Source organism: Citrobacter sp. U14242, assembly GCF_046555775.1.
Classification (GTDB): domain Bacteria; phylum Pseudomonadota; class Gammaproteobacteria; order Enterobacterales; family Enterobacteriaceae; genus Citrobacter.
This window is the reverse complement of record NZ_JBKGLW010000009.1, coordinates 1-22174: the sequence shown is the minus strand read 5'-3', so window position 1 is coordinate 22174 and position 22174 is coordinate 1. Positions and strand designations below refer to the sequence as shown.

Genomic DNA, 22174 nt, shown 5'->3' with positions numbered 1-22174 from the left:
GCTATGTTGCAGGTGACCAGCGTTGAGTGGCTCCACTGGCTGAATCTTTACTTCTGGCCCCTGCTGCGCATACTGGCGCTCATTTCGACGGCTCCGATACTCAGTGAACGCGCCATCCCCAAGCGAGTAAAACTGGGGCTGGGGTTGATGATTACCATGGTTATCGCTCCGCTGCTTCCCCCCGTAAACGTGCCTATCTTTTCTGTCGGCGCGATATGGCAGGCGATGCAGCAAATCCTGATTGGCATCGCGTTAGGGTTCACCATGCAATTTGCGTTTGCCGCGGTGCGTACCGCCGGGGAAATCATCGGGCTGCAAATGGGTCTCTCCTTCGCAACCTTCTTCGACCCGGGCAGCCGCCTGAATATGCCCGTTCTGGCACGTCTGATAGATTTGCTGGCGATGCTGCTGTTCCTCACCTTTAATGGTCACTTGTGGCTTATCTCACTGTTGGTGGATACCTTCCATACTCTGCCTATCGGTGGCCATCCGGTTAATAGCAATGCCTTTCTCGCGCTGGCGCGGGCGGGAGGGCTCATCTTCCTCAATGGCCTGATGCTGGCTCTGCCGGTGATGACACTGCTGCTCACACTCAACCTCGCACTCGGTTTGTTAAACCGTATGGCGCCACAGCTATCGATATTTGTCATTGGTTTCCCACTCACCCTGACCGTGGGTATTTCATTAATGGCCGCGCTAATGCCATTAATTGCGCCCTTCTGTGAGCGCTTATTCAGTGAGATTTTTAATTTGTTGGCTGACATCATTAGTGAAATGCCTTCAAAATAATAACCCTTATTTTTTATCCTGTTTTACTAAGGATTGTCCTAAATCCAAATACAGGTAACATCCACCAGGATAACGCTGTCGCGGTTTATTTGTTTTTGCCTCACTCACATAACGCAACATTTACTTTACTTTAAGATGTTTCCTGGCAAATTATACGCAACTTTACGGGATAGTAAATTCGCCTGAAAACAGCGAAAGCGTCATATTGGGTCGTTATTATTCCGTTTAGTTGTGATGAAATAATCAGGTAAGGGGAATTATCGTTACGCATTGAGTGAGGGTATGCCATGTCAACGATTATTATGGATTTATGCAGTTACACCCGACTAGGGTTGACCGGATATCTGGTAAGTCGGGGGGTGAAGAAAAGGGAAATCAACGATATTTCAAGCGTTGATGAGCTCAGCATCGCCTGTGTCTCACTGCAGCCGTCTGTGGTGTTTATTAATGAAGACTGCTTTATTCACGATCCGGACAACAGCCAGAGAATTAAGCAAATCATTAATCAACATCCCAGCACTTTATTTATTGTGTTTATGGCAATTGCCAATGTCCATTTTGATGAGTATCTCTTAGTAAGAAAAAATTTATTAATCAGCTCTAAGTCGATTAAACCAGATTCACTGGATGAACTTCTTGGCGATATTCTGAAAAAGGAAGTGGATATTGTCATTGATGTGAACCTGCCAACACTATCATTAAGCCGCACCGAATCCAGCATGCTACGTATGTGGATGGCCGGTCAGGGAACAATACAGATATCCGATCAAATGAATATCAAAGCGAAGACAGTCTCATCCCATAAGGGGAATATAAAACGAAAGATCAAGACACATAATAAGCAAGTTATCTATCACGTTGTACGACTCACGGATAACGTCACCAATGGTATCTTTGTGAACATGCGTTAGGACGTTCTGACTGGTGGGTTCGCCACCAGTCAGAATCAGCACCTGAATTACTCCACTTTTTCCACAAAGATACCATCCTGATGGCCTGACTCATTAAAGAACCAGATACCGAGCGGGTAGTCTTCCAGAGAAACCAGGTACATGGTGCCTTCACTAAACTCTTCAATCGCCAGTACCCGGCCTGGCCGACGCGGCCCGCCGTCCGTTTTGACTGTAACCCGATCATTCACCTTCATCGTTTTCCTCCTGTGGCTTTGTGCCAGTGTAGAACAAATTCCTTTTCCTGGCAGCGCCCTGCTCGCGTGATTGCGGGTTTTCTCGACGGTCTATACTTAACTTGTACGTATCAGAGATTCTGATACGTGCTCCGGTATCCTTAACGGTTGAGAGGTATGAGGATGAAAACCGCGAAAGAGTACAGCGATACGGCCAAACGTGAAGTCAGCGTCGATGTGGACGCACTATTGAAAGCTATCAACGAAATCTGCGAAAGCGAAATTCACCGCAGCCATGATGACCCCGATCGTGTCAGCGTTGATGGCCGGGATTATCATACATGGCATGAACTGGCCGACGCGTTCGAGCTTGATATCCATGATTTTAGCGTGACGGAGATCAATCGCTGACTTTGGGCGAAAAAAATCCCGGCCCTTATCGGGCCGGGATCAAGCTTGCTTATGCAAGAAGCACTTGAAAATTCGTTACACCAGGAAATCTGATGCGAAACCAACCTTATCTGCAATTTTTTTGCCTGACAAGTAAATAATTCTCACCAAAATGATAAATATAACTAATGGTTGAGAGATCACCAGGTTACACCAGCCTGTGATATTCAGGCATCCTGGCGTAGCGGACTGCGTTCGCCAGGAACCAGTTCATCTTCACGAAATGCCTCCCGTTTGACGCCAAAACCGTCATACCAGCGGCACTCCACCATTCCGCTGGCATACCCGGTAACGATCATGCGTGGGCCACCCTCTTTCGCGGTGACTTCCTCACTGACAGAAAAGACCATACCTGCCTCCTGTATCAAGAGAAACCTTTTCACCTTAGACGACAAAGAGACGTTTTGCGTAATCTACCACGCGACAATTAGTGCGAAACTCCGCGTAATCTGGCCACCATGTTTACCAGCATTACCACGATCCCACCAATAATAAAGCCGAGCACCAGATTAAGCAGGGTCGGAAGCATGAGTGCAATGAATGAACTCTGTTGCTGGGCAAAGTGCTCAATCGCATGATGCAGCGGTGCGATACCGTGTACCACAATGCCGCCGCCAACTAAAAACATCGCCAGCGTGCCAACCACGGAAAGTGATTTCATGAGCCAGGGAGCAACCACCAGCAATCCCTTCCCCAGAGCCTGAGCAAGTGCGCTGCGCTTTTCTGCCAGCCAGTAGCCAATATCATCGAGCTTCACAATAATACCGACCAGACCATACACGCCAACGGTCACCACCAAAGCAATACCCGACAAAACCAGTACCTGATTCAACAACGGTGCATCCGCCACAATACCCAACGTAATGGCCACAATCTCCGCAGATAAAATAAAGTCAGTACGTACCGCCCCTTTGATTTTATCTTTCTCAAACGTCAGCGGGTCCTGTGCGGCAAGAGATGTCAGACGCTGCTGTCGTTCTTCTGGCGTTTCCTGGTGTTTTCGCGCTTCCAGGGTGTGAAGCACTTTTTCCACCCCCTCAAAACAGAGGAACGCCCCACCAATCATCAATAAGGGCGTGATCGCCCATGGAATAAAGGCGCTGATCAATAGCGCCAGCGGCACCAGGATAACTTTGTTGACGAAAGATCCTTTAGCCACACTCCAGACCACCGGAAGCTCGCGGTTCGCCCGCACGCCCGACACCTGTTGCGCGTTAAGCGACAAATCGTCTCCCAGCACACCCGCCGTTTTTTTCGCGGCCAGTTTTCCCATCATTGAGATATCGTCCAGAAGCGTGGCGATGTCATCAAGCAAGGTGAGTAAGCTACTTCCTGCCAAAATTTTAATCCTCAATATTATTTTTTTGCAGTCATAAGTATGAAGTAAAACACGCCATGCTGAAACTGGCCTTTCTGGTCAACAAATATTTAACAACGGCAGGCAATTATAAATCTCGCCAGCATGATAGTTTTGACGTTTACTATGTTGCACCTTTTTATTTCCACCGTGAGGGATTATGCGTTTCAGGCAATTGTTACCACTTTTCAGTGCGCTCTTCGCGCTGTACATCATTTGGGGTTCCACGTACTTCGTTATTCGCATTGGTGTTGAAAGTTGGCCGCCGTTGATGATGGCTGGCGTGCGCTTTCTCTCTGCAGGCATTTTATTAACCGCATTTTTACTGATTCGCGGACATAAGCTGCCACCACTGCGCCCACTCCTGAATGCGGCACTGATTGGTATACTGCTATTGGCGGTGGGCAATGGCCTCGTTACTGTCGCAGAACATCAAAACGTCCCTTCCGGTATTGCCGCTGTGGTGGTTGCTACCGTCCCGCTGTTTACCCTGTGCTTTAGCCACTTTTTTGGCATCAAAACACGCAAACTGGAATGGATGGGGATCGCCATTGGACTCGCCGGGATCATCATGCTTAACAGCGGTGGTAACTTGAGCGGTAATCCCTGGGGGGCGGTATTAATCCTGATTGGTTCAATGAGCTGGGCGTTTGGCTCCGTGTACGGCTCTCGCATCACCTTACCCGTTGGCATGATGGCCGGTGCCATTGAAATGTTAGCCGCGGGTATTGTGCTGATGTGCGCGTCGCTGCTCTGTGGAGAAAAGCTGACCACGATACCAACCTTCTCCGGTTTTATGGCGGTGGCATACCTCGCTCTGTTCGGCTCAATTATTGCGATTAACGCTTATATGTTCCTTATCCGTAATGTAAGCCCGGCTTTGGCGACCAGCTATGCCTACGTCAATCCGGTGGTGGCGGTTCTGTTAGGCACGGGCCTGGGAGGTGAAAGCCTGGCGTTGATCGAGTGGCTGGCGCTCGGGATCATTGTTTTTGCCGTGGTATTGGTGACGCTGGGGAAATACTTATTCCCTGTCAAAGCGGACGCGGTCGCAGCCCCATCGGAAAAGTCGTTACAGTAAATGAATACCCTGAGTGTCGATCTGCGCGGTGGCTCCGCCGCCGCAGATCCATTCGATAACCCGTTCAGACAGTGCCTCGTTATCCAGTTTCTCACGCCCACGCAGGGCGCATTCCCAGACAATCAAGACCCGCCATCCCAACGCCTGCAATTTATCGCAGTCCCGCTTATCACGTTCCACATTTTTTCCAATCTTCTCCAGCCAGAACGCCGTACGGGTTGCCGGGACTTTAAAGAGATAGCAGTTGTGATGATGCCAGAAACAGCCGTGGGTAAAAATCACACACTGATAGTCATCCACGACAAAATCGGGACGGCCAGGTAACGTCGCATCCTGCACGCGAAACGTTACCCCTTGCTCCGTCAGTATGTTGGCCAGACGTTTTTCGATCGCCGTATCGCGGGTCCCTATCGCCCGCATATTTTTACTGCGCGTCGCCTTATCGTGAACGTCTGCCATGCTGCTGTTCTTTCTCGCGTAACGCAACCGCCTGTTTGATCTTCGGCTCCAGCAGTTTGGCTACCGCCGCAAATGCCGGGACGACCACCGAATTACCGAACTGACGGTAAGCCTGGGTATCTGATACAGGAATGCGAAACTGGTACCCCTGAGGAGACTCAAACCCCATCAGGCGTGCGCACTCTCTTGGTGTTAATCGACGAGGGCGATGTTGCTGATTGGCGGGATCATCGAAATCCTGTTCCCCCAGCGCCATATCCCAGCCACGGTCTATCAAAATTTCTGCCCCATCCTTATAGTAACGTGCGGATAATGTACGCGTTACGCTATCGGGGTTGCCGGGATAGACCATACCGTAACCAAACCCATTACCCCGTGCCTGATGTTTTTTCGCATAGCGATACAGGTATTTCCACAGCACCGGTGTCAGCACATATTTCGCATCAACGGTCGGTTCAAGCAACTCTGCGAGCGTCGTTCGACGCTGAGGGTAGCGGCTGACAATATCGCGTAAAGTAAAGTCTGACTTCAGGTTCAGATCCCGGCGAAAACCGACGAGCACAATACGTTCGCGATGCTGGGGTAAAAAATGTTGCCCATCGATAATCTTCGGGTCATCCGGGCCATTATCTGCTGCATCCGCCACGTCATAGCCCAGTTCATCCAACGTTTGCATGATGATACGAAACGTTTTTCCCTGGTCGTGACTCTTCAGGTTTTTGACGTTTTCAAGCACAAATATCGCTGGTCGACGCGCATCAATGATTCGCACCACGTCAAAAAAAAGTGTGCCTTGCGTATCGCACGCAAAACCGTGGGCGCGTCCTAACGCGTTTTTCTTTGATACACCCGCCAGAGAAAATGGCTGGCAAGGGAAGCCGGCCAGCAGGACATCGTGATCGGGAATGTATTGACGAATATGCTCTGCAGCCTGCTCGTCACTCACCCCCTCATGATGGCTGAGGGTGATATCGCGAATATCTTCATTAAAATGGTGCTGCTCAGGATCACAATAGTTGTTCGCTTTATAGGTGCGAACAGCATGTTTGTTCCATTCACTGGTAAACACACACTGCCCGCCTATCGCTTCGAAACCACGGCGAATCCCGCCTATTCCGGCAAAAAGATCGATAAACCGAAAGGCATAATGCGGATGATGTGCAGGCGGCGTCGGGAGTAAAGAATACAGGTGAGCAAACTCACGATCGCTAAGACGATGCCATGTTTCATTGGCGACCACACGCTTAAAGATAGCCGGGCTCCAGTGGTTTTCGCCGACGCCATTGAGATGAGCAACCAGTGTTTTCACATCATATATTTCAAGCAACTTAGCCAAAATCACCTGAACGGTAACTCCGGTATCATCTGTCATTGGTTTCATGGAGCCTGCTACTGAAAAATAATCCTGCATACGTTTAACCGGCCGAAATGGATAGTCGACAGGTTAACATAAATTGGCGCGATTGACGTTTCAGCAGTGATGACTACTGATAAGCTTTAAAGGGTTGAATCGCCGCAAGATCCAACATTTCATAGTCTCCTTTTAATTCTGCGCTGAGTTTCGCCATATATGTCAATAAGAAGTCAGCATTATGCTGCGCCAGATGCCGCCCTTGTTCGGTTTGCATTGTCAGTGGCAACGTCAGCAGTTTGGTCTGGAAATGATCGAGCGCGTACTGTTTATCATCCAGGTTGCGCTGCCGGGCAAACGGATCCTCCGCATCAAACAATGCCACACCCAGCGAGCCAGAAACGGCGAACACACGCGCCAGACCGATAGCACCGAGCGCCTCAAGTCGATCGGCATCCTGAACGATTTTGGCTTCAAGGGTAGTGGGCGTAATTTTTGCGCTAAAACTGTGCGCAGCAATAGCATGACTCACCGCATGTAGCCGATCCTGAGGAAATTCAGGAAATTCCTGTGACAGTACACGACAGGTTTCCTGTGCGGCCAGTACCGATGAACGATGACGCTCCGGATGGTTTTTCGGTAAGCTGACAAGATCGTGGAAATAGCACGCGGTTAGTACGACCAGCCAGTCAATACCTGCATCAGTACTCAACTTTTGCGATGTCATCCACACGCGGCGAAAATGAAAGATGTCATGGGCGGCATCTTGCCCTGAATGATTCTCACGCAGCCATGCTTCAAATTGTGACTGCCAGTATTGTAGTTTCACGCTAATTCTCTGTGCAGAAAGAAAACCACCTTAGCAACAATTTTCATCACAGACCACTACCAGTCTTAGATTCACCATTATTAAAAATATTTCAATTTATTTTTAGATAAGAGTCCTTCAGCTTTCAATACAAACATCCAAACCATATATTAATTACACACGCTATCTGAAACACATAAATATCGTCAATTTAATACATTTTATGTATATAAAATTAAAAGCCATAACGCAATGATAAACATACATTTATTATTAAAATAATATTTAATTAATCATACTAAACGCATTATACAAAACCATTACTGAAACATTTTGAAATTCTTTATATATAATTGTTACATGTTATCTTTTAAATTAAATGAACTTCATAGATAGTATCAAAATGTGTTTTTTGGGATGAACTACATATTCATATAAATTATTACCATAAGGAAATACATAATGAAAAGAAAAGTATTGGCTCTGCTCCTCCCTGCTTTATTAGCTGCAGGCGCAGCAAATGCGGCTGAAATCTATAATAAAAACGGCAATAAACTGGATCTGTACGGAAAAGTAGATGGTCTGCGTTATTTCTCTGACGATGCAGGCAATGACGGCGATCAGACCTATGCGCGTTTCGGCTTTAAAGGTGAAACACAGATCAATGATATGCTCACCGGTTACGGTCAGTGGGAATATAACATTCAAGCCAACGGCAGCGAAGGTGATAAAGGCGATTCCTGGACTCGTCTGGCTTTCGCTGGCTTAGGATTTGGAGAGAACGGCACCTTCGATTACGGTCGTAACTATGGCGTGGTCTACGACGTGGAAGCCTGGACCGATATGCTGCCGGAATTTGGGGGTGATAGCTACACCCAGACCGACGTGTATATGACCGGTCGTGCTAACGGTGTTGCCACTTATCGTAACAAAGGCTTCTTTGGTCTGGTTGACGGTCTGAACTTCGCCCTGCAGTATCAGGGTAATAACGAAGGTGAAGGTACCTTGACTGGTCAGGAAGGTTCCGGTAACAGCAGCGAAGACCGTAAACTGGCGAAAGAAAACGGCGACGGTTTCGGTATGTCTACCTCCTATGACTTCGACTTCGGTTTAAGCCTGGGTGCGGCGTACTCCAGCTCAGACCGTACCAATGATCAAGTTGCTCGTGGTCACAATGATGGCATTAATCACCGAAACAACTATGCTGGCGGCGACAAAGCTGATGCCTGGACCGTTGGTGCGAAATATGATGCCAATGATATCTATCTGGCTGCGATGTATGCAGAAACCCGCAACATGACCTACTATGGCGGCGGTGATGGCCAACTCAGTGGCGGTATCGCTAACAAAACGCAGAACTTTGAAGTTGTGGCTCAGTACCAGTTCGATTACGGTCTGCGTCCGTCTGTATCTTACCTGCAGTCCAAAGGTAGTGATTTAGGTGGTCAGAAGGTCAGTCGTGGTAATTGGCGTTACGTTGACAAAGACCTGGTCAAATATGTTGAAGTGGGTATGACTTACTACTTCAACAAGAACATGTCCACCTACGTTGATTACAAAATCAACCTGCTGGATGAAGACGACAACTTCTATGAAAAAAACGGTATCTCAACTGACGATATTGTTGCCCTTGGCTTAGTCTACCAGTTCTAATTTTGTACAATACGTATCGGGCCAGCTTCATATGAAGCTGGCTTTTTGTTTATTTGAGGGGGATTTGCCCCCCAGCAGAGCTGCCCGTAATCCGGTTTTCGGGACCGATTTCATTGGTAATATTATCAATAAGTTAACTTTTTTAGCTGGTATCCCCGCAATATTTCCTCTTCATAAAATTCAACTAGTTACTCGTTTCCCCATACTTAATATACCAACACTTTCTGAGCTAAAACCTATACTTCAAAGTACAGCCTGAAGGTGAAAATGTGTGGAAGATTTTCCCCGTCAATGTCGCGTGAAGACTATCTCGCTCTGCTCTCTGAAGAAGCTGAACGCGACATTCCGTACAATCCAGAACCCATCGGACGTTTCAACGTAGCGCCAGGCACTAAAGTTCTGCTTCTGAGCGAACGTGATGAACAACTGCATCTTGATCCTGTGCTTTGGGGGTACGCCCCTGGATGGAGGGATAAACCGCCGCTAATTAACGCACGCTCTGAAACTGCCGCCACCAGCAGAATATTTAAGCCACTCTGGCAACATGGCCGTGCTATTTGCTTTGCTGATGGCTGGTTTGAGTGGAAAAAGGAAGGAGACAAGAAACAGCCCTACTTCATTCATCGGGCCGATGGTCAGCCGATATTCATGGCAGCGATTGGCAGCACACCATTTGAACGTGGAGATGAAACAGAAGGATTTCTGATCGATAGTGACGGCTGCCGCCGATAAAAAACTTTAACGTTTACATAACCGAGGATGCGTCCATGTCCAGTCGTCATTGAATCTCCCCCCTTTTCCGACGTTGTTACTATAATCTGAATTGTGCATTATCCAACCTACCACTCCCTGGCTTGTCCAGCCATCTGGACAATTCTCTGTATTAGTAACTACCACAAACTTCAACGCAACTTTTTCTTTATTCGAATCATTTTCTAAAGATAATGTTTTTGCGGAAAGTTCAAAGCTACTTGTCTCAAGCTTGTCCACTCGGTTCGAAATGTTTTGAGCCATATCTATTGGCATTCTTTCATCTTGTGGTAAAAAAACTGTGTAGTTACCTAGATTGGTGGCCAGTGTTATTACTTGCTCTTCATACGTTTTAACCCCTGAACTCTGTGCCTTAGCAGTTCTCGAACAAGAAATACTAATGCTTGGTTCAACTTTGGTGTACGTTTCTTCAGTTATATTTTTAAGCTGTCCATCAACTTGTGATTTACATAAAACACCATCATCAGGAGTAGGGAACAATCCTTTTAACTCTAATTTCGTTGCTGAACCGCTTTGCAAATAAAATACGACGGATTTTGCGTTTGGTATTTCATGCGTCACCACTGCTCCAGTCGCAGCGATCCGCAAGCATGAGTCTATTGTTTCCAAGGACTTGGTAGCTATTTTCTCTTCGTACGAAAATTTTCTCTCGGCAGCAGTTGCTACTGACGAGTAATTTTTACAAAAGTTTCTAAAGCCTTCTTCTGTCGAAGAATAACTCCCAGTAAATTTAACTGGAATGGCTTTTATCACCATATCCAACCCAATCCCGCCACCTGATGTTTTTGTGGAACCACTCTGGTCACAATATTGGTCAAATGCACTATTTAGAAATGCTGACGACTGGCTCGATATATTATACTCTTTTAGAGTGTTGGCTAACCCAACACAGCTATTCATATCTGCAAATGAAATGAGTGGAATGAAAGCCAGGCTTATAGAAAATATTTTTTCTGTTTTCATCGGCTCACCCACGATATTGGTTGCAAATTTAAAAACACTTCATTATATGATCGTTCACATTTCAATTACTGGAATAGTAGTTTTGTATGAATTTTATGAGCACCTTAAATACTCACGCGCTCTCTAATGCATAATAAATCAGAATATCTCGTTGTATACCGGGGCGAGAACATCTCCCCCTTCATCTGCCATTGTTGCTTCACTGTTTATCCTGATGGGCGAATCGGCACTGTTTTCAGGAACAAGCATAACTACCGGGTTTAACTGCAGACCTTTAACAGTAAACTCGCCATCAATGGCAGCAATCACCACAAAAAGATATTCTGACTGAAAGAATTACAGCCTTACCTGTACCAGCAGCGTCCACCATTATCCGCCTGACTGGCATCGGGCAGTTCCTCACAATCAGGAAGAGTTACACCTTGCTTAGTGATCATGCGATATCCATCGGAGCTGGTATAATCGTCATTCTGCCGTTCATGATGGTGATGATGGTGTTCCTTACGGTCTTGCTCACGTTTCGCATCAGCGTAACGTTGTGCAAAATCTGCAGAACAGCCAGATAATAAGGCTGTCAGTGCAATAAATGTGATTGTCTTTTTCATGTGTTGTGTCTCTTTTATTATTAATCAGCGAACAACTACCGATGCAACAGCATCGTCCTGTCCCCAGACCAGGGTCGCGTAATGCTCCCCCTTACGATATTTAGTACCGTCCTGAGAAATGCGCGTCCATCCGTCAGACTCCATTACATCGACAGCCTCTCCACGGAAAGATCCAACCACCATCTGATTTAAATGAGTGCGGATTACATCCGGAGAATTATTGCCACCATGGCGACGGGTATTTCGTTCATTCTGTTCCGCAGTTTTGTGAATATCACAAGTGGTTCCTGCATTCATTTCAGTACAACCGGAACGCTCAAGCTGAGCGCGGTAATGAGCATTAATAGCTAATGCAGGTGATGAATGAATTACAGCAACAATGGCAAAAACAATTAACTTTTTCATGGTTTACCTCTTACTGGATTGTTAGTACTTACAACACCCGTGCGATATGCCTGAATTTCAGTTTCTGTACAGGCTAATAATGTCAGGCGTAGTAACTCTTCCGCCTTTTTACCTTCCGGTTTTTTTGACATGCCTCTTGAACTCATAACTGAATTAAACCCAGCAAGAGCTGTATCCGTATCTTTATTAGCCTTTATTATTACATCTGAAATTGATTTCCCTTCAGCTTTTTCCTTACGCCCATTAATGCTACATTCATCAAGCAAGCTTGCTGTTGATTCAAGCTCGACAGAGTCTGGCTTTACATTCGCTTCTTTGAATATATTTTGTGCTTTTTCCTGTGATGTTTCCTCGCCAGGTTTTTGTGAACAGGCCAATAGCGCAAGTATTAATACTGGAAAAATCAAAACCATTCTCATAGACAACCTCATTGCCTTGGTGCAAAACACAAACTGACTGCCTTTATCTGGTCTGTTTTAAAATAGGTGTAGGTACTGCAAAACAGACCAGATAAGTCTTTAAAAAACCCCACTACTGCGCGGGGCGTGGGAGTTAAGTCCACAAAGAACAGTTGGCTAATGGTTTTCTCAATGTATATCTTTAATATTTACTTTCATAACAACCTCGCAATTAAAACATTATAAAATGATGCTTTAATGTATACCGCCATTATTGAAACTCAATGATAAAAAAGGTTACCACGCATGCAGTCACAGCATATTAGCTCAGCCATCAAACTCATTAAGATGCACATCAAGCACATGTTTCGATATGTGATAGATATCACTATTTATATGAGGCATGCAAATTATTTCAATCACCTGCTACTTAATAGGAATATTCTGACTCTACATTTTACGTGCAAGCCAAAGTAAACATTCACTCGTAATCATACAGTCATAACCATTGGCCACATAAAAAGTTGAAGGTAATTTACGGCGAGGTTACTAAATTATTAATGGAAGGCTGATATATATATCATCGAGTTGTTTCAGTGATGTACTGCAAATGAAGTGATATTGTATCTCAAGCCTGTTACCTTTCGTTAAGGCCCCCCCCCCCAATGGCAAGTATACGACTGGGGTTAATAGTTTTATGATAATTAATTCATAGTATAACAATACTCATTACCACATTTAAGAGCAGCTACCTACTCCCAGGTAAACACGATAACCAGCTCTTTCTACTAATTAATAAAACCAGTCGCCAGCGTTTTCCCTGGTATCCTGAAGGAGTGATTCAATTTTCTTTTTGTCGTCCTTGTCACCGCCAAAAATACTTAACCCATCCGACCCGGCACGGCGAATTGTGAGCCTGCAATTGTCATAGTGATCATTCAGGTGCTTAAGCAATTCTTTCTCCAGTGCTGATGCTGCGTCCACGGAAATGATCACCGTTTTAAGAGCACAAATTGTTAATTTCCTGTCAGTAGCAGAAAGAAAGGACCACAGACTCAGGTGGTTGAATTCACTATACTTTTGTGAAAATTATTTTCTTTCTGCTGACATAATTCAGGTAAATTAGCGCATGCTGGATTTCGACGAATAAAGGCTACATTTTCCATCTGACGGAGATCATCGTCGGGAACCGAATTTAAACCCAGATAGCGACATCACAATATCAAGGCAGCAAGTCATTCCTTACCTTGCGGTGGCATAGCCGGTGGCATATACCAGTTCTCTTTGGCCACCATCACACTATTTTCCGGTTGCAGCACAAAGTTAGGGGACATAATCTGCACATTAAATTCATTGAAGACATCCTGAATATTGCTGTGTAGTTCGTTACGGGCATCTGCCAGCGACACACCCGGTAACAGGCATACCTGCAACTCGTAGGCAATATACCAGTCCATCAGATTCAATTGACGAACCAATGGTGGCTGTGAAAGATCAACGCCATTGGCTCGCTTGCCCGCCAACTCCAGCATTGCATGGACCTGACGCCAGGGAGTGTCATAACCAATAGTGACACCAACAGTTAGGTTGACACCTCCGTTAACGCTTAGTGAGCTCAAATTAGTAATTTTCCCGCTTACCACTACCGCATTAGGTACCGTGACCACATAATTTTCACGGGTGATGATTTTTGTCGCCAGCATACCGATTTCGCTTACCAGCCCCTCGTTATCAGCCACCCGAATCATGTCCCCTTTTCGCAGAGCACGAGAGTAGATCAATACCAGTCCACTCATTGCGTGGTTCATAACCCCGGCCGAACCCAGTGTAAGCATCAGTCCAAAGAATACACTGATGCCTTTAAATGCCAGGGAATTGGCCCCGGGTAAGAAAGGATAAGCTGCTGATAACGCAAAGAGCCATACCACTACGGATATCAACTTACGGGTGGCTCCTACTGTCTCTGGATGAATACCCGGCAATTGTAAACGCCCTGCTTCCACTTGGTTGAGTACCGCCTTTAACAGCTTCAGAATTAATGCTGTGATGAAAAAAATGATTACTACGATCATTAACCCCGGCAGGGCCGAGACGATGGACAGTGCAATCCCTTGCACCACGCGAACAGGCCAGTCACCCAATGATTCACCCCAGACGCGCGTCCAGGGAAACAGGCCGAACACCCAACTGAGCCAGACATACAATGCCACGATGCCGATCAGAATTATTAGGATGGTATATAGGCGTGTTTCGATTGCGCCAATAAAGCGTCTCCAGTGTTGGGGGATCACGCTACGGTTCTCAATAATGCGCCGACGATACACACGGCTCACCCAGCGACAGGAACGGTATGAACAGTACCAGAACAAAACCAGTCCCAGGAATCCCACTGCAGTCTTCACTGCTGAAAGTACCAGCCAGCCACTGTTAAACTGATCGCTCAGCGCTTTTCGTTGCTTCTCCATGCGCACCAACACACGATTTGCCGCCTGATCGAGTGTGAGATCATCCCCTTCATCCAGGTCACCAGCGCTCAGCAACATCACTGGTTTACCGTTCATCACGATAAGCCTTCCCGGTTGGTTATAACGGGTGACAGAAACGATTTTTAGCGGCTCACGCACATCGGTTTCAGTGAAGTTTCGCAATGTATTACGGATACGTAGCACCCGCTCCTCCGGCGTGCTCAAACCGAACTTCGCCTGAAGCATTACTATCGGTTGATGGAAGATATATACGGTGCGGGCACGTTCTTGCTCAGAAGGTTGCTGCCGGGGTTCAGCGGCAATCGAAGTGAAAGCGATCAGAGTAGCAAAGCAGGTTAAGAAAGCGAGCAGGATCCTTTTCATCACAAGCACCCCAAAGGCTAATTGTCTTGTTATTATCTGAATCGAAATACGGTTTCATCCTCTCTTGAGCATAGACTAGCGTTTTGCTTATGCAACGCCTGTAAGAAATGGTTTTACTTGTATTATCGATGAAATGAACTCAGCAGTTTGAGGGGATTTAACGCAATCATTCCGTACAGTCATTCAACCTGAATATAACTCAATGCCTACCTCCGTCTTTTCTGATACACACTGAAAACGTGTTGATTGTTGTCACTCAGAATGAAGTCGAGTTAACCTCACGTTTTCGCAAGTACGTTCACTCCTGGCTCCATCGAACAACTTTGCAGCAGAATAATTGAACTTGGGGTAGGTGAGCATAAAGCAGAATGAATGAAAAACATGCTGGTTGGTTATTTGTCGCGGTACTGTCGTTACATGATGCTATATTCAGATGGCGCGACCAGGATGGCATGGAGAGAATCACGCTCAGTTTCCGGCAGACGTTGTTTCATGATGCGATGAGCGCTCCCGCCAGACAATCCAGGCAACTGCCGCTTCCCATGACATATATCCGTTATTGCCATGTTTTGCCCTGCGAAGGTCAACTGCATCACCAAACCTTTCAATGATGAATTTTTCAAATTCTCTGCGTTTTTCTTCGTCGTTTGTTGAATCCATGTTCTCCCCAGCAGCATACTACTACTCGCTCTTAATGCATAAAAAATAACATATCCGTTAGAGAGTGAAAAACCCGCCATAGCGGGTGTGATTTTGATGGTGAGTGCCATTTTTCGGCAACTATTTCTGACAAACCTTCTTAGATTTGCTGACAGAGCCATCATTACAAACAAACTTTTCGCCCGCGTACCGATACTCATCTTGATTGATGTATTCGTTATGGTTCTCGCTAATGTCGGTGAGAAGGCGCAGCACCTGCCCGTTCTCCGCCGCCAGCTCCCTGCGCTTGCTCTCGGCGTTAGCTAGCTGTATAGCCAGTTCTTCGTTTTGGGATTGCAGCTCTTCAATACCCGCTTTTGCAATATCACTGGCAGGAAAAAAACAGATAGAAAACTGCCGTGTACTTTTCATGATCTCAAAGCCAGGGGAATATCTGATTACGAAGGTTCGAGTAAGGACAAACAACTATTCTCAGGTCACAAAACTGAAAGCCAAGTTGTGGTTTATGACAGAAAAGTGAAAATTTCTCCCACACTGGATCTTCCAGTATTGGGTAAATCAGAAGATGATGATGGCGAGTTTTATACCAAGTAAATATACCAACACTATACCAAGTGTGACATGAGTCGTTGAATGGAATTTAGCTAAGTGTTTGAATAGTGGCGGAGAGAGGGGGATTTGAACCCCCGGTAGAGTTGCCCCTACTCCGGTTTTCGAGACCGATTTTATCGGTACTATTTTCAATAACTTAACTTTTCTCGCTGGTATATCCACAATATTTCCACTTCATAAAATTCAACTAGTTACTCATTTATCCATACTTAATATACCAACACTTTATGAGCTAAAACCTATACCTCAAAGTACGGCTTAGAGGTGAAAATGTGTGGGAGATTTTCCCAGTCAATGTCGCGTGAAGACTATCTCGCCTGCTCTCTGAAGAAGCTGTACGCGGCATTCCATACAATTTTGAACCAACTAGCCGATTGAATGCGGCAAGATATCAAAATCCTTCTTTATATAGCCTGCGGTTACGCGTGTTATATAGAATGTGAAAACAATGAAAATAAAGTAATAAATATTAAGGCAAATTGGCATCCTCGACTAACTCTGTCAATTTATCTATAGGTAACGGCTTTGAGTAATACCATCCCTGTACACCGCACTCAGGGAACATTTCAGTTAAATAATTAACCTGAGTTGATGTTTCTACACCTTCGAATACGACTTTATGGGTTATATCTTTAAAAATCTCAACTAATCCTGATAATACATTATTACTTATAGAGTATTCATCAATAGAGTCTGTAATTGATTTATCAATTTTAATTTCATCTATTTGCAAACTTGACAGCCAGTTTAAATTTGAATAGCCTGTCCCGAAATCATCAATGGCTATTGAAATGCCTTTATCATTAAATAAAGAAATTACCTTTTGGAGTGAATTTAGATCCGCACTTTGTCTTTCTGTTAATTCCATCATTATCATTCCAGGCTCTATATTTAATTCATCGATCATCTGAAACACTTTTCCTTGAAAAGATTCAGACAAAAGATCTTGAGAACTAACATTAATGCTTATAAAAACATTAAATTTTTCAGAAAGAGACCTGGCTTCTTTTACTACCATTCGAAATACAAGGTTACTTACATCTTGAATTAAACCATGCTCCTCAGCAATAGGAATAAATATATCAGGTGGAATACTACCAATATCATAATCATCCCATCTAATTAGTGCCTCCACACCAATAATCTTACCAGTTTTTATTTTATAAATAGGTTGATATACAAGATATAATGATTCACTTCTTATGGCGTTTTTTAATCTTGATGCTAATGATTGTTTACGTGCAACCCTTTGGTTATAAACAACACCTAAAAGGACACCTGTTACAGTAGATGTGAATGCAATCAACAAGATTATTAACGAATTATCGAAACTCACCCAAGGAAATTTAACTCCTCCCATGACACAGATGTCATGCTTCCCATTACAACTTTGCGTAGTAATAAGTCCTAATTGATAGGACTTATCATGTTTAGCCCCCTCAAGCAGATCGACTTGATCACCAAACTTAAACAAATGAAGAGAGTGGTCTCTATTGCCGACAATGGCAGAAAACCCCTTCTCTTCATGGTCTGTAACAAATCCGTTAAAAGCAAATGGTGAAATCGTTATAGCTAACTTCTGGTTGCTTAGTAAATCAGCTTTAACATTATTTTCCAACAACACGCCAAAAAACCACGTCAAATTATCCTTTTCGACTTTTCTATCGTATATATTGAGTGATAATGGTGCTGGCAACTTTCCCCACAACGCAGTACAAGTAATTGCCCCATTAGAAATAAATGATATATCCTTTATAAGTGCATAAGGCCATAGAGCGACTCTTACAACATGAAGTTGTAGTTCACTACAGGGACTATAAGCATCAAATATCTCATAATCATCATTTATTTTATCAATCTGTTGAATGAGACTAACACTTCTATTCAATACTCGTTCTGTATATGAATCGATACGTTCCTTATATATATAATAAGTAGAAACCTCAGTTAACGAGGAAAAAATCAAGAATGAAAATGTGATTGATATCACATAGGGCTTAAGTTTAGTCAATTTGTAATTATTTATCATATCAACCTCTAATATATCTTAACCCTTTGTGACACCATACATTCCACTATCAATTTACAATGTCGAAAATACAATTAAAATAGGTTATCGGCCATAATGGATTTTTCTTTATACTTTTCATTAGAAACTAACATCATAATATAGTACAAAACTATATAAGTGAGATCTATGTCTGCATTTCAATCAAGTAAATGTCCCCCTACATTTACAAACATTGTGATAATGATAGCACCCATGGGGGACTGAGTATGAGGGAGAGTTCTTCCCCGATGCTGATATTCGGATAAAACCGATGATGACACTGCCGGCGATCAACACTGATGCCAGCAAGCAGGAGAAAGAACAGATAAGTCAGACAGTTCAGGAAATGTTTGAAGAAACTGAATTCTGGTCAGTAAGCGCATAAAGCCTTTCAACATCCGCTACAGCATCGCTTCGTAAAAGCTGCAGCGGATTGATTCCCAACACAGCACCCTATTGTTCAGGTTTGTCCGGCCAGGCAATTTCCAGCGGATTACTGGTATCAATCCTGCTTATCAGTACCGAATATCTTTCCCATTCAGTGAGCAGTGCTATTTCTTTATCGGTTGCCATGCCTAACCTGACTGCCCGTTCAAGTGGTGTAATCGCGGCATCGGCTTCCATAAGCAGCGCCTGTTTTTTTGCTTCTGCCTGCCGCTTTAGTTCTTCATCTGTGTACTGGCGTGGAATAACTTTTTCCCCGTCAAAAACCCATCCCCCGAAGATGTCACAACCATCAGGAATACTGTCAACATCAACAACCGTCAAACCACCGGGATAAAGCCGTGATGCATCTTCGCTGATACTACGAATAATGCCAGTATCGTTTTCGATTGCCAGGCTGTATTTCTTTGTGAATTGAGACAGCGATTTATACCAGTCCTTTCCTGTGGCATCGATAAAATACTGAATATCATCACCCAAAAAATACTCGTCAGGAATATAGCGTTGTAAATTAGTTAATTTCATTTTTTAATCACCAATCGTTACCCAGCCACCATTTCGCCATACTTGCAGAGGACGATATAAAGCGATACCGACCTGATTGCTCTCGTTTCCGTTCCCGCCAGTCAGGACGCAGCCAGAAGGAGCTTCCACCAGTCCGCCATCCATAACCATACTGCTCTGTGCACCACGTTTCACACCAGTAATAAAATTTTGGTTAACCCATGTTTTCGCCTCATTAATGCGATTGTTTATCCAAATATTTATCCAGCCCGAATTACCGTTCTCTCCCCATGCAGCGCCGTAAATATTTGCATCAGCCTGGATGATACCCGACCCAAATCTTATACTGGCCTGCGGAATACTGAACTCGCCAGTTTCCAGATCGAACGTAAATTGTTTAACAGGACCACCACCCCACGGAACACCAAAAATACGAAACCTTCTGTCAATAAGGTCCATATTCACAGATGCCCCCGTTGTGGTATTAATAATTGTGTACTGCGGGCTGTCTGAACTGGATGTTTTTAGGACAATATCACTTTCTACCAGCGTCAGTCCCCCGGTCATTGTGTCGCCGTTTTTATCAACGGCATTAGCAGCCTTATCAACCGTGGGCTTTAAACCGATATTCTGGACAAACAACTGCGGATTAGGAATATCATTGCCGTTCCGGTCTTTAGCCAGTCGCGCATTCGCATTATCCATCGCGATTTTGACAGCCAGTGGAGTCGCTGACTGTGTTTCACTGGTGCTGTTCACCGCACTGTTAAGCTGGAGCAATCCCTTTTGTTGTGTAGAACCATCAACGACACCAATTGACTCCCGCGATGTTTTTTGTGCTTCCGCGCCACGCGCTTTTATCTCTTTCAGGTTCTGATCTATACGCAGAAATAATCCGTCTCCTGTGGAAACATTCAGCGTGATGCTTGAGGTATCTGATACTGCCAGGCGAAACTGCATATTTACACTGACACCACCAACAGGTTTATCGATCGATGGGCAGTTTGCCACCGCGTAAAGTTCTCCGGTATCCGTCATTAAACCGACTTCACGAACGGTAAATCCACCAATCCCGGTCGGCAGAACGATTTTCGCCATTAACTGCGTGGACTGTTCCGGGGACACAACCAGATCAGCGATATCTCCCCGGTAAGTTTCATTAATCAACCGGACTTGCGCCGGATCAGGCCTGACCTGCTTGCCATTACTGTCACCCACCACAAAGTGAGTCAGTGCAATCAGACGACCACTGGCAAGCGCCTCTGCCTCCAGTTCTTTACCCCGGTTAGTGATAATTGAGTAGTAATCAGCCATGAGATTCCCCGGCAAAAATGTCCACATCGATATGCGCTGTTGTCGCACCCGAAAAATAAAAAGCACCGTCCATACCCACATTCGCCATCACATCAATTTTGCTCAGATAGCTACGCAGGTTCTTGGCACGGTCAGTAAGCTGGCGTATCTGATGATAGAGAGCGTCACTGACCCCTTCACTGCTCTGTACTTCGATCCGGAAGGTGTAAGGTACAGCGCGTGGGGTGTCTTCCCACCACTCAACCACGGTCGTGGGCAGGTTCACTGACCCAAGAGAACGGCGTACCGCCCCGGCCGTTCCCCTGTGCTGATGAACATAAGCGGCATCTTTTATCACCTGCCGCTTTTGCGCCTCTGTCCAGCTGTCATCCCAGAAATCAACAGCATGCTCCCAGGCCAGCCAGGGGAGAAGATGCGCCGGGCAGGTATCAGGGTTTTTGGACTTGCGCACCATATTGGTATCGAGAGTGGCGATTTGCTCAGCGCTGGCCTGCTCCTGCGCCCGCTCTTCATGAAATGCGCCAGGAGGCAGCAGGGATCGAAACTTAGCCGTCATTGCTGCTGACCTCCCTGCGGGTGACATTGATGGCGGTACACCACGGTGCTTTACCCGCTTCCGCTTCCAGATCTGCCACCGGAGAAATCAGTCTTACCCTGACCACACCGGATTGCTGCAGAGCTGCATAAATGGCGGACAGGGGGACGACGGTTTTAATCCGATGGGAAAGCGTGGTGTATGACCGTAAAACATCGATGGCATTATTCAGCACTGTACTGGCGTCCGGTCCTTCCGGAATTTCCAGTTCTGCCGTAACAGCATAGTTTGCAATCGTGGCACTTTTTATCGTCACATAGTCCGTTAACGGGCGGATTTCATCCGCATTCAGTGTGCTGTTAACCTTATCAAGCAGGGGCTGTCCCGCTGTCCCATCCCCGGTACGGGACAGGACATAGACATCAACGTAGCCGGGCCGGTTATGGGTTTCCGGCCCATAGGCATCTGCATCCAGCACATCCGTATCGGCAGACTTTGCATGAAAGCGGTAAGCGTTACGCGCGCCTGCCGTATTCAGCTGTGCCCATGAAAGCTGGATACGTTCGCGAAATGCCGCATCGCCTTCCAGCTCAGGCTCCACAGGCGGAACAGCAAGTGGATCGCCGGGCTTAATCACCTGCCGCTTAACGTTGAATGCGGCACCTATCTGGTCAAGGTCAGCCTCTTTTGCACTCGCGAGAAATACCGCCCGCACGGCATCATTAACCCGCTGAAAAGCCAGCGTCAGCTGATAGGCATTCACTTCCCCCTGTTTAAACGTCGGATCGGATTCCACCAGCGCATCAAACTGCTCATCAAGTTCCCGCAGGCGCGCCAGCCACCGGGTGAAGATTTCCGTCGCATCCGGCACCACAATGGCATCCGGTACGTCCAGTTCTGACAGGTTGATCACGTCATAGCTGCTTGCCATAAATCGTTATGTCTCCCGTTCTGACAGGTAAATTGGTTTCCTTGTTGATCCCCTCGATA

At 45.6% G+C, this 22174-nt stretch carries 24 protein-coding genes and 5 pseudogenes; 8 read left to right on the top strand and 21 right to left on the bottom strand.

Going from position 1 to position 22174, the window contains the following annotated elements; genetic code table 11:
- The first annotated feature begins 3 nt into the window (after nucleotides 1–3).
- Together fliR and rcsA are read left to right on the top strand one after the other, a co-directional pair.
- Nucleotides 4–847 (top strand): annotated as a pseudogene (gene fliR, locus ACLJXE_RS15780) (flagellar biosynthetic protein FliR).
- A gap of 229 nt (nucleotides 848–1076) precedes the next feature.
- Complete coding sequence (rcsA, locus tag ACLJXE_RS15775) at nucleotides 1077–1700, top strand: transcriptional regulator RcsA (protein ID WP_040232455.1); 624 nt, start codon at nucleotides 1077–1079, stop codon at nucleotides 1698–1700.
- Nucleotides 1701–1747: 47 nt separating this feature from the next.
- Here rcsA and dsrB read toward each other — a convergent pair whose 3' ends face one another.
- Nucleotides 1748–1936, bottom strand: a complete 189-nt coding sequence (gene dsrB / locus ACLJXE_RS15770) for a protein DsrB (RefSeq protein WP_005127768.1) — start codon at nucleotides 1934–1936, stop codon at nucleotides 1748–1750.
- A 162-nt stretch (nucleotides 1937–2098) separates the two neighbouring features.
- On the opposite strand from dsrB, the gene yodD reads away from it, so the two are divergent.
- Nucleotides 2099–2326 (top strand): YodD family peroxide/acid resistance protein, encoded by a 228-nt coding sequence (gene yodD, locus ACLJXE_RS15765; RefSeq protein WP_137381521.1) that lies wholly within the window; start codon nucleotides 2099–2101, stop codon nucleotides 2324–2326.
- Nucleotides 2327–2532: 206 nt separating this feature from the next.
- Here yodD and ACLJXE_RS15760 read toward each other — a convergent pair whose 3' ends face one another.
- Together ACLJXE_RS15760 and ACLJXE_RS15755 are read right to left on the bottom strand one after the other, a co-directional pair.
- A complete protein-coding gene (locus tag ACLJXE_RS15760) occupies nucleotides 2533–2715 on the bottom strand; it encodes a YodC family protein (RefSeq protein ID WP_061068109.1) in 183 nt (60 codons plus the stop codon).
- 77 nt (nucleotides 2716–2792) lie between these two features.
- Entirely contained in the window at nucleotides 2793–3704 is a 912-nt protein-coding gene (locus ACLJXE_RS15755; protein ID WP_353655421.1) for a DUF808 domain-containing protein, read from the bottom strand.
- A 178-nt stretch (nucleotides 3705–3882) separates the two neighbouring features.
- On the opposite strand from ACLJXE_RS15755, the gene yedA reads away from it, so the two are divergent.
- Complete coding sequence (gene yedA / locus ACLJXE_RS15750; protein WP_410751358.1) at nucleotides 3883–4803, top strand: drug/metabolite exporter YedA; 921 nt, start codon at nucleotides 3883–3885, stop codon at nucleotides 4801–4803.
- On the opposite strand, the gene ACLJXE_RS15745 is transcribed toward yedA, so the two are convergent.
- The 3 genes from ACLJXE_RS15745 to ACLJXE_RS15735 all read right to left on the bottom strand — a co-directional run bounded on the left by ACLJXE_RS15745 (nucleotide 4795) and on the right by ACLJXE_RS15735 (nucleotide 7442).
- A complete protein-coding gene (locus ACLJXE_RS15745) occupies nucleotides 4795–5262 on the bottom strand; it encodes a very short patch repair endonuclease (RefSeq protein WP_410751357.1) in 468 nt (155 codons plus the stop codon). The genes yedA and ACLJXE_RS15745 overlap by 9 nt on opposite strands.
- Nucleotides 5243–6673, bottom strand: a complete 1431-nt coding sequence (locus ACLJXE_RS15740) for a DNA cytosine methyltransferase (RefSeq protein WP_410751356.1) — start codon at nucleotides 6671–6673, stop codon at nucleotides 5243–5245. The genes ACLJXE_RS15745 and ACLJXE_RS15740 overlap by 20 nt, the downstream gene beginning before the upstream one ends.
- Nucleotides 6674–6746: 73 nt before the next feature.
- The gene (locus ACLJXE_RS15735) at nucleotides 6747–7442 is read right to left on the bottom strand and encodes a phosphohydrolase (protein ID WP_410751355.1); all 696 of its coding nucleotides are present in this window, start codon (nucleotides 7440–7442) and stop codon (nucleotides 6747–6749) included.
- Between the two features lie 441 nt (nucleotides 7443–7883).
- Between ACLJXE_RS15735 and ompC the strand changes: the two genes are divergently transcribed.
- Entirely contained in the window at nucleotides 7884–9074 is a 1191-nt protein-coding gene (gene ompC, locus ACLJXE_RS15730) for a porin OmpC (protein WP_410751354.1), read from the top strand.
- 267 nt (nucleotides 9075–9341) lie between these two features.
- Nucleotides 9342–9782 (top strand): annotated as a pseudogene (locus ACLJXE_RS15725) (SOS response-associated peptidase family protein); the annotation flags it as partial.
- A 30-nt stretch (nucleotides 9783–9812) separates the two neighbouring features.
- Here the strand turns inward: ACLJXE_RS15725 and ACLJXE_RS15720 are convergent.
- The 10 genes and pseudogenes from ACLJXE_RS15720 to ACLJXE_RS15675 all read right to left on the bottom strand — a co-directional run bounded on the left by ACLJXE_RS15720 (nucleotide 9813) and on the right by ACLJXE_RS15675 (nucleotide 16136).
- Nucleotides 9813–10808 carry a hypothetical protein gene (locus tag ACLJXE_RS15720; RefSeq protein WP_410751353.1) on the bottom strand — a complete coding sequence of 332 codons (996 nt, stop codon included), beginning with the start codon at nucleotides 10806–10808 and terminating at the stop codon, nucleotides 9813–9815.
- 104 nt (nucleotides 10809–10912) lie between these two features.
- Entirely contained in the window at nucleotides 10913–10981 is a 69-nt protein-coding gene (locus tag ACLJXE_RS15715) for a hypothetical protein (protein ID WP_410751467.1), read from the bottom strand.
- A 16-nt stretch (nucleotides 10982–10997) separates the two neighbouring features.
- Nucleotides 10998–11120: pseudogene (locus tag ACLJXE_RS15710) on the bottom strand (DNA polymerase V subunit UmuD); the annotation flags it as partial.
- Between the two features lie 32 nt (nucleotides 11121–11152).
- Nucleotides 11153–11413: a membrane lipoprotein lipid attachment site-containing protein gene (locus ACLJXE_RS15705; protein ID WP_286629231.1), complete on the bottom strand. Its 261-nt coding sequence runs from the start codon at nucleotides 11411–11413 to the stop codon at nucleotides 11153–11155.
- Between the two features lie 24 nt (nucleotides 11414–11437).
- On the bottom strand, nucleotides 11438–11818 hold the full coding sequence (locus ACLJXE_RS15700; protein WP_410751352.1) for a hypothetical protein: 381 nt from the start codon (nucleotides 11816–11818) through the stop codon (nucleotides 11438–11440).
- Nucleotides 11815–12237, bottom strand: a complete 423-nt coding sequence (locus tag ACLJXE_RS15695; protein ID WP_410751351.1) for a hypothetical protein — start codon at nucleotides 12235–12237, stop codon at nucleotides 11815–11817. Before ACLJXE_RS15695 ends, ACLJXE_RS15700 begins: the two co-directional genes overlap by 4 nt.
- 771 nt (nucleotides 12238–13008) lie before the next feature.
- Entirely contained in the window at nucleotides 13009–13200 is a 192-nt protein-coding gene (locus tag ACLJXE_RS15690; protein ID WP_410751350.1) for a DinI-like family protein, read from the bottom strand.
- A gap of 251 nt (nucleotides 13201–13451) precedes the next feature.
- Entirely contained in the window at nucleotides 13452–15065 is a 1614-nt protein-coding gene (locus ACLJXE_RS15685; protein WP_410751349.1) for a mechanosensitive ion channel family protein, read from the bottom strand.
- Nucleotides 15066–15478: 413 nt separating this feature from the next.
- Entirely contained in the window at nucleotides 15479–15835 is a 357-nt protein-coding gene (locus tag ACLJXE_RS15680) for a hypothetical protein (protein ID WP_410751348.1), read from the bottom strand.
- A gap of 10 nt (nucleotides 15836–15845) precedes the next feature.
- Nucleotides 15846–16136, bottom strand: a complete 291-nt coding sequence (locus ACLJXE_RS15675) for a hypothetical protein (protein ID WP_410751474.1) — start codon at nucleotides 16134–16136, stop codon at nucleotides 15846–15848.
- On the opposite strand from ACLJXE_RS15675, the pseudogene ACLJXE_RS15670 reads away from it, so the two are divergent.
- Nucleotides 16119–16319: pseudogene (locus ACLJXE_RS15670) on the top strand (hypothetical protein); the annotation flags it as partial. The gene ACLJXE_RS15675 and the pseudogene ACLJXE_RS15670 sit on opposite strands and share 18 nt — an antisense overlap.
- 487 nt (nucleotides 16320–16806) lie before the next feature.
- Here the strand turns inward: ACLJXE_RS15670 and ACLJXE_RS15665 are convergent.
- A complete protein-coding gene (locus ACLJXE_RS15665; RefSeq protein WP_199970771.1) occupies nucleotides 16807–18366 on the bottom strand; it encodes an EAL domain-containing protein in 1560 nt (519 codons plus the stop codon).
- Nucleotides 18367–18628: 262 nt separating this feature from the next.
- Here ACLJXE_RS15665 and ACLJXE_RS15660 point away from each other — a divergent pair.
- Nucleotides 18629–18772 (top strand): annotated as a pseudogene (locus ACLJXE_RS15660) (DinI-like family protein); the annotation flags it as partial.
- Nucleotides 18773–18840: 68 nt separating this feature from the next.
- Here ACLJXE_RS15660 and ACLJXE_RS15655 read toward each other — a convergent pair.
- The 4 genes from ACLJXE_RS15655 to ACLJXE_RS15640 are packed head-to-tail and all read right to left on the bottom strand — an operon-like array spanning nucleotide 18841 to nucleotide 22115.
- Nucleotides 18841–19356 carry a tail fiber assembly protein gene (locus ACLJXE_RS15655; protein ID WP_149691525.1) on the bottom strand — a complete coding sequence of 172 codons (516 nt, stop codon included), beginning with the start codon at nucleotides 19354–19356 and terminating at the stop codon, nucleotides 18841–18843.
- Between the two features lie 3 nt (nucleotides 19357–19359).
- Nucleotides 19360–20649: a phage tail protein gene (locus tag ACLJXE_RS15650; RefSeq protein WP_343287094.1), complete on the bottom strand. Its 1290-nt coding sequence runs from the start codon at nucleotides 20647–20649 to the stop codon at nucleotides 19360–19362.
- Complete coding sequence (locus ACLJXE_RS15645; RefSeq protein WP_137379073.1) at nucleotides 20642–21205, bottom strand: phage tail protein I; 564 nt, start codon at nucleotides 21203–21205, stop codon at nucleotides 20642–20644. The genes ACLJXE_RS15650 and ACLJXE_RS15645 overlap by 8 nt, the downstream gene beginning before the upstream one ends.
- Entirely contained in the window at nucleotides 21195–22115 is a 921-nt protein-coding gene (locus ACLJXE_RS15640) for a baseplate J/gp47 family protein (protein WP_086523764.1), read from the bottom strand. The genes ACLJXE_RS15645 and ACLJXE_RS15640 overlap by 11 nt, the downstream gene beginning before the upstream one ends.
- Nucleotides 22116–22174: the final 59 nt, after the last annotated feature.

Coding starts and splice junctions, on each gene's coding strand:
- rcsA (WP_040232455.1), top strand. CDS start 1,077: ATGTCAACGATTATTATGGATTTATGCAGTTACACCCGACTAGGGTTG.
- dsrB (WP_005127768.1), bottom strand. CDS start 1,936: ATGAAGGTGAATGATCGGGTTACAGTCAAAACGGACGGCGGGCCGCGT.
- yodD (WP_137381521.1), top strand. CDS start 2,099: ATGAAAACCGCGAAAGAGTACAGCGATACGGCCAAACGTGAAGTCAGC.
- ACLJXE_RS15760 (WP_061068109.1), bottom strand. CDS start 2,715: ATGGTCTTTTCTGTCAGTGAGGAAGTCACCGCGAAAGAGGGTGGCCCA.
- yedA (WP_410751358.1), top strand. CDS start 3,883: ATGCGTTTCAGGCAATTGTTACCACTTTTCAGTGCGCTCTTCGCGCTG.
- ACLJXE_RS15745 (WP_410751357.1), bottom strand. CDS start 5,262: ATGGCAGACGTTCACGATAAGGCGACGCGCAGTAAAAATATGCGGGCG.
- ACLJXE_RS15740 (WP_410751356.1), bottom strand. CDS start 6,673: ATGCAGGATTATTTTTCAGTAGCAGGCTCCATGAAACCAATGACAGAT.
- ompC (WP_410751354.1), top strand. CDS start 7,884: ATGAAAAGAAAAGTATTGGCTCTGCTCCTCCCTGCTTTATTAGCTGCA.
- ACLJXE_RS15720 (WP_410751353.1), bottom strand. CDS start 10,808: ATGAAAACAGAAAAAATATTTTCTATAAGCCTGGCTTTCATTCCACTC.
- ACLJXE_RS15705 (WP_286629231.1), bottom strand. CDS start 11,413: ATGAAAAAGACAATCACATTTATTGCACTGACAGCCTTATTATCTGGC.
- ACLJXE_RS15700 (WP_410751352.1), bottom strand. CDS start 11,818: ATGAAAAAGTTAATTGTTTTTGCCATTGTTGCTGTAATTCATTCATCA.
- ACLJXE_RS15695 (WP_410751351.1), bottom strand. CDS start 12,237: ATGAGAATGGTTTTGATTTTTCCAGTATTAATACTTGCGCTATTGGCC.
- ACLJXE_RS15685 (WP_410751349.1), bottom strand. CDS start 15,065: ATGAAAAGGATCCTGCTCGCTTTCTTAACCTGCTTTGCTACTCTGATC.
- ACLJXE_RS15680 (WP_410751348.1), bottom strand. CDS start 15,835: ATGGCACTCACCATCAAAATCACACCCGCTATGGCGGGTTTTTCACTC.
- ACLJXE_RS15675 (WP_410751474.1), bottom strand. CDS start 16,136: ATGAAAAGTACACGGCAGTTTTCTATCTGTTTTTTTCCTGCCAGTGAT.
- ACLJXE_RS15665 (WP_199970771.1), bottom strand. CDS start 18,366: ATGATAAATAATTACAAATTGACTAAACTTAAGCCCTATGTGATATCA.
- ACLJXE_RS15655 (WP_149691525.1), bottom strand. CDS start 19,356: ATGAAATTAACTAATTTACAACGCTATATTCCTGACGAGTATTTTTTG.
- ACLJXE_RS15650 (WP_343287094.1), bottom strand. CDS start 20,649: ATGGCTGATTACTACTCAATTATCACTAACCGGGGTAAAGAACTGGAG.
- ACLJXE_RS15645 (WP_137379073.1), bottom strand. CDS start 21,205: ATGACGGCTAAGTTTCGATCCCTGCTGCCTCCTGGCGCATTTCATGAA.
- ACLJXE_RS15640 (WP_086523764.1), bottom strand. CDS start 22,115: ATGGCAAGCAGCTATGACGTGATCAACCTGTCAGAACTGGACGTACCG.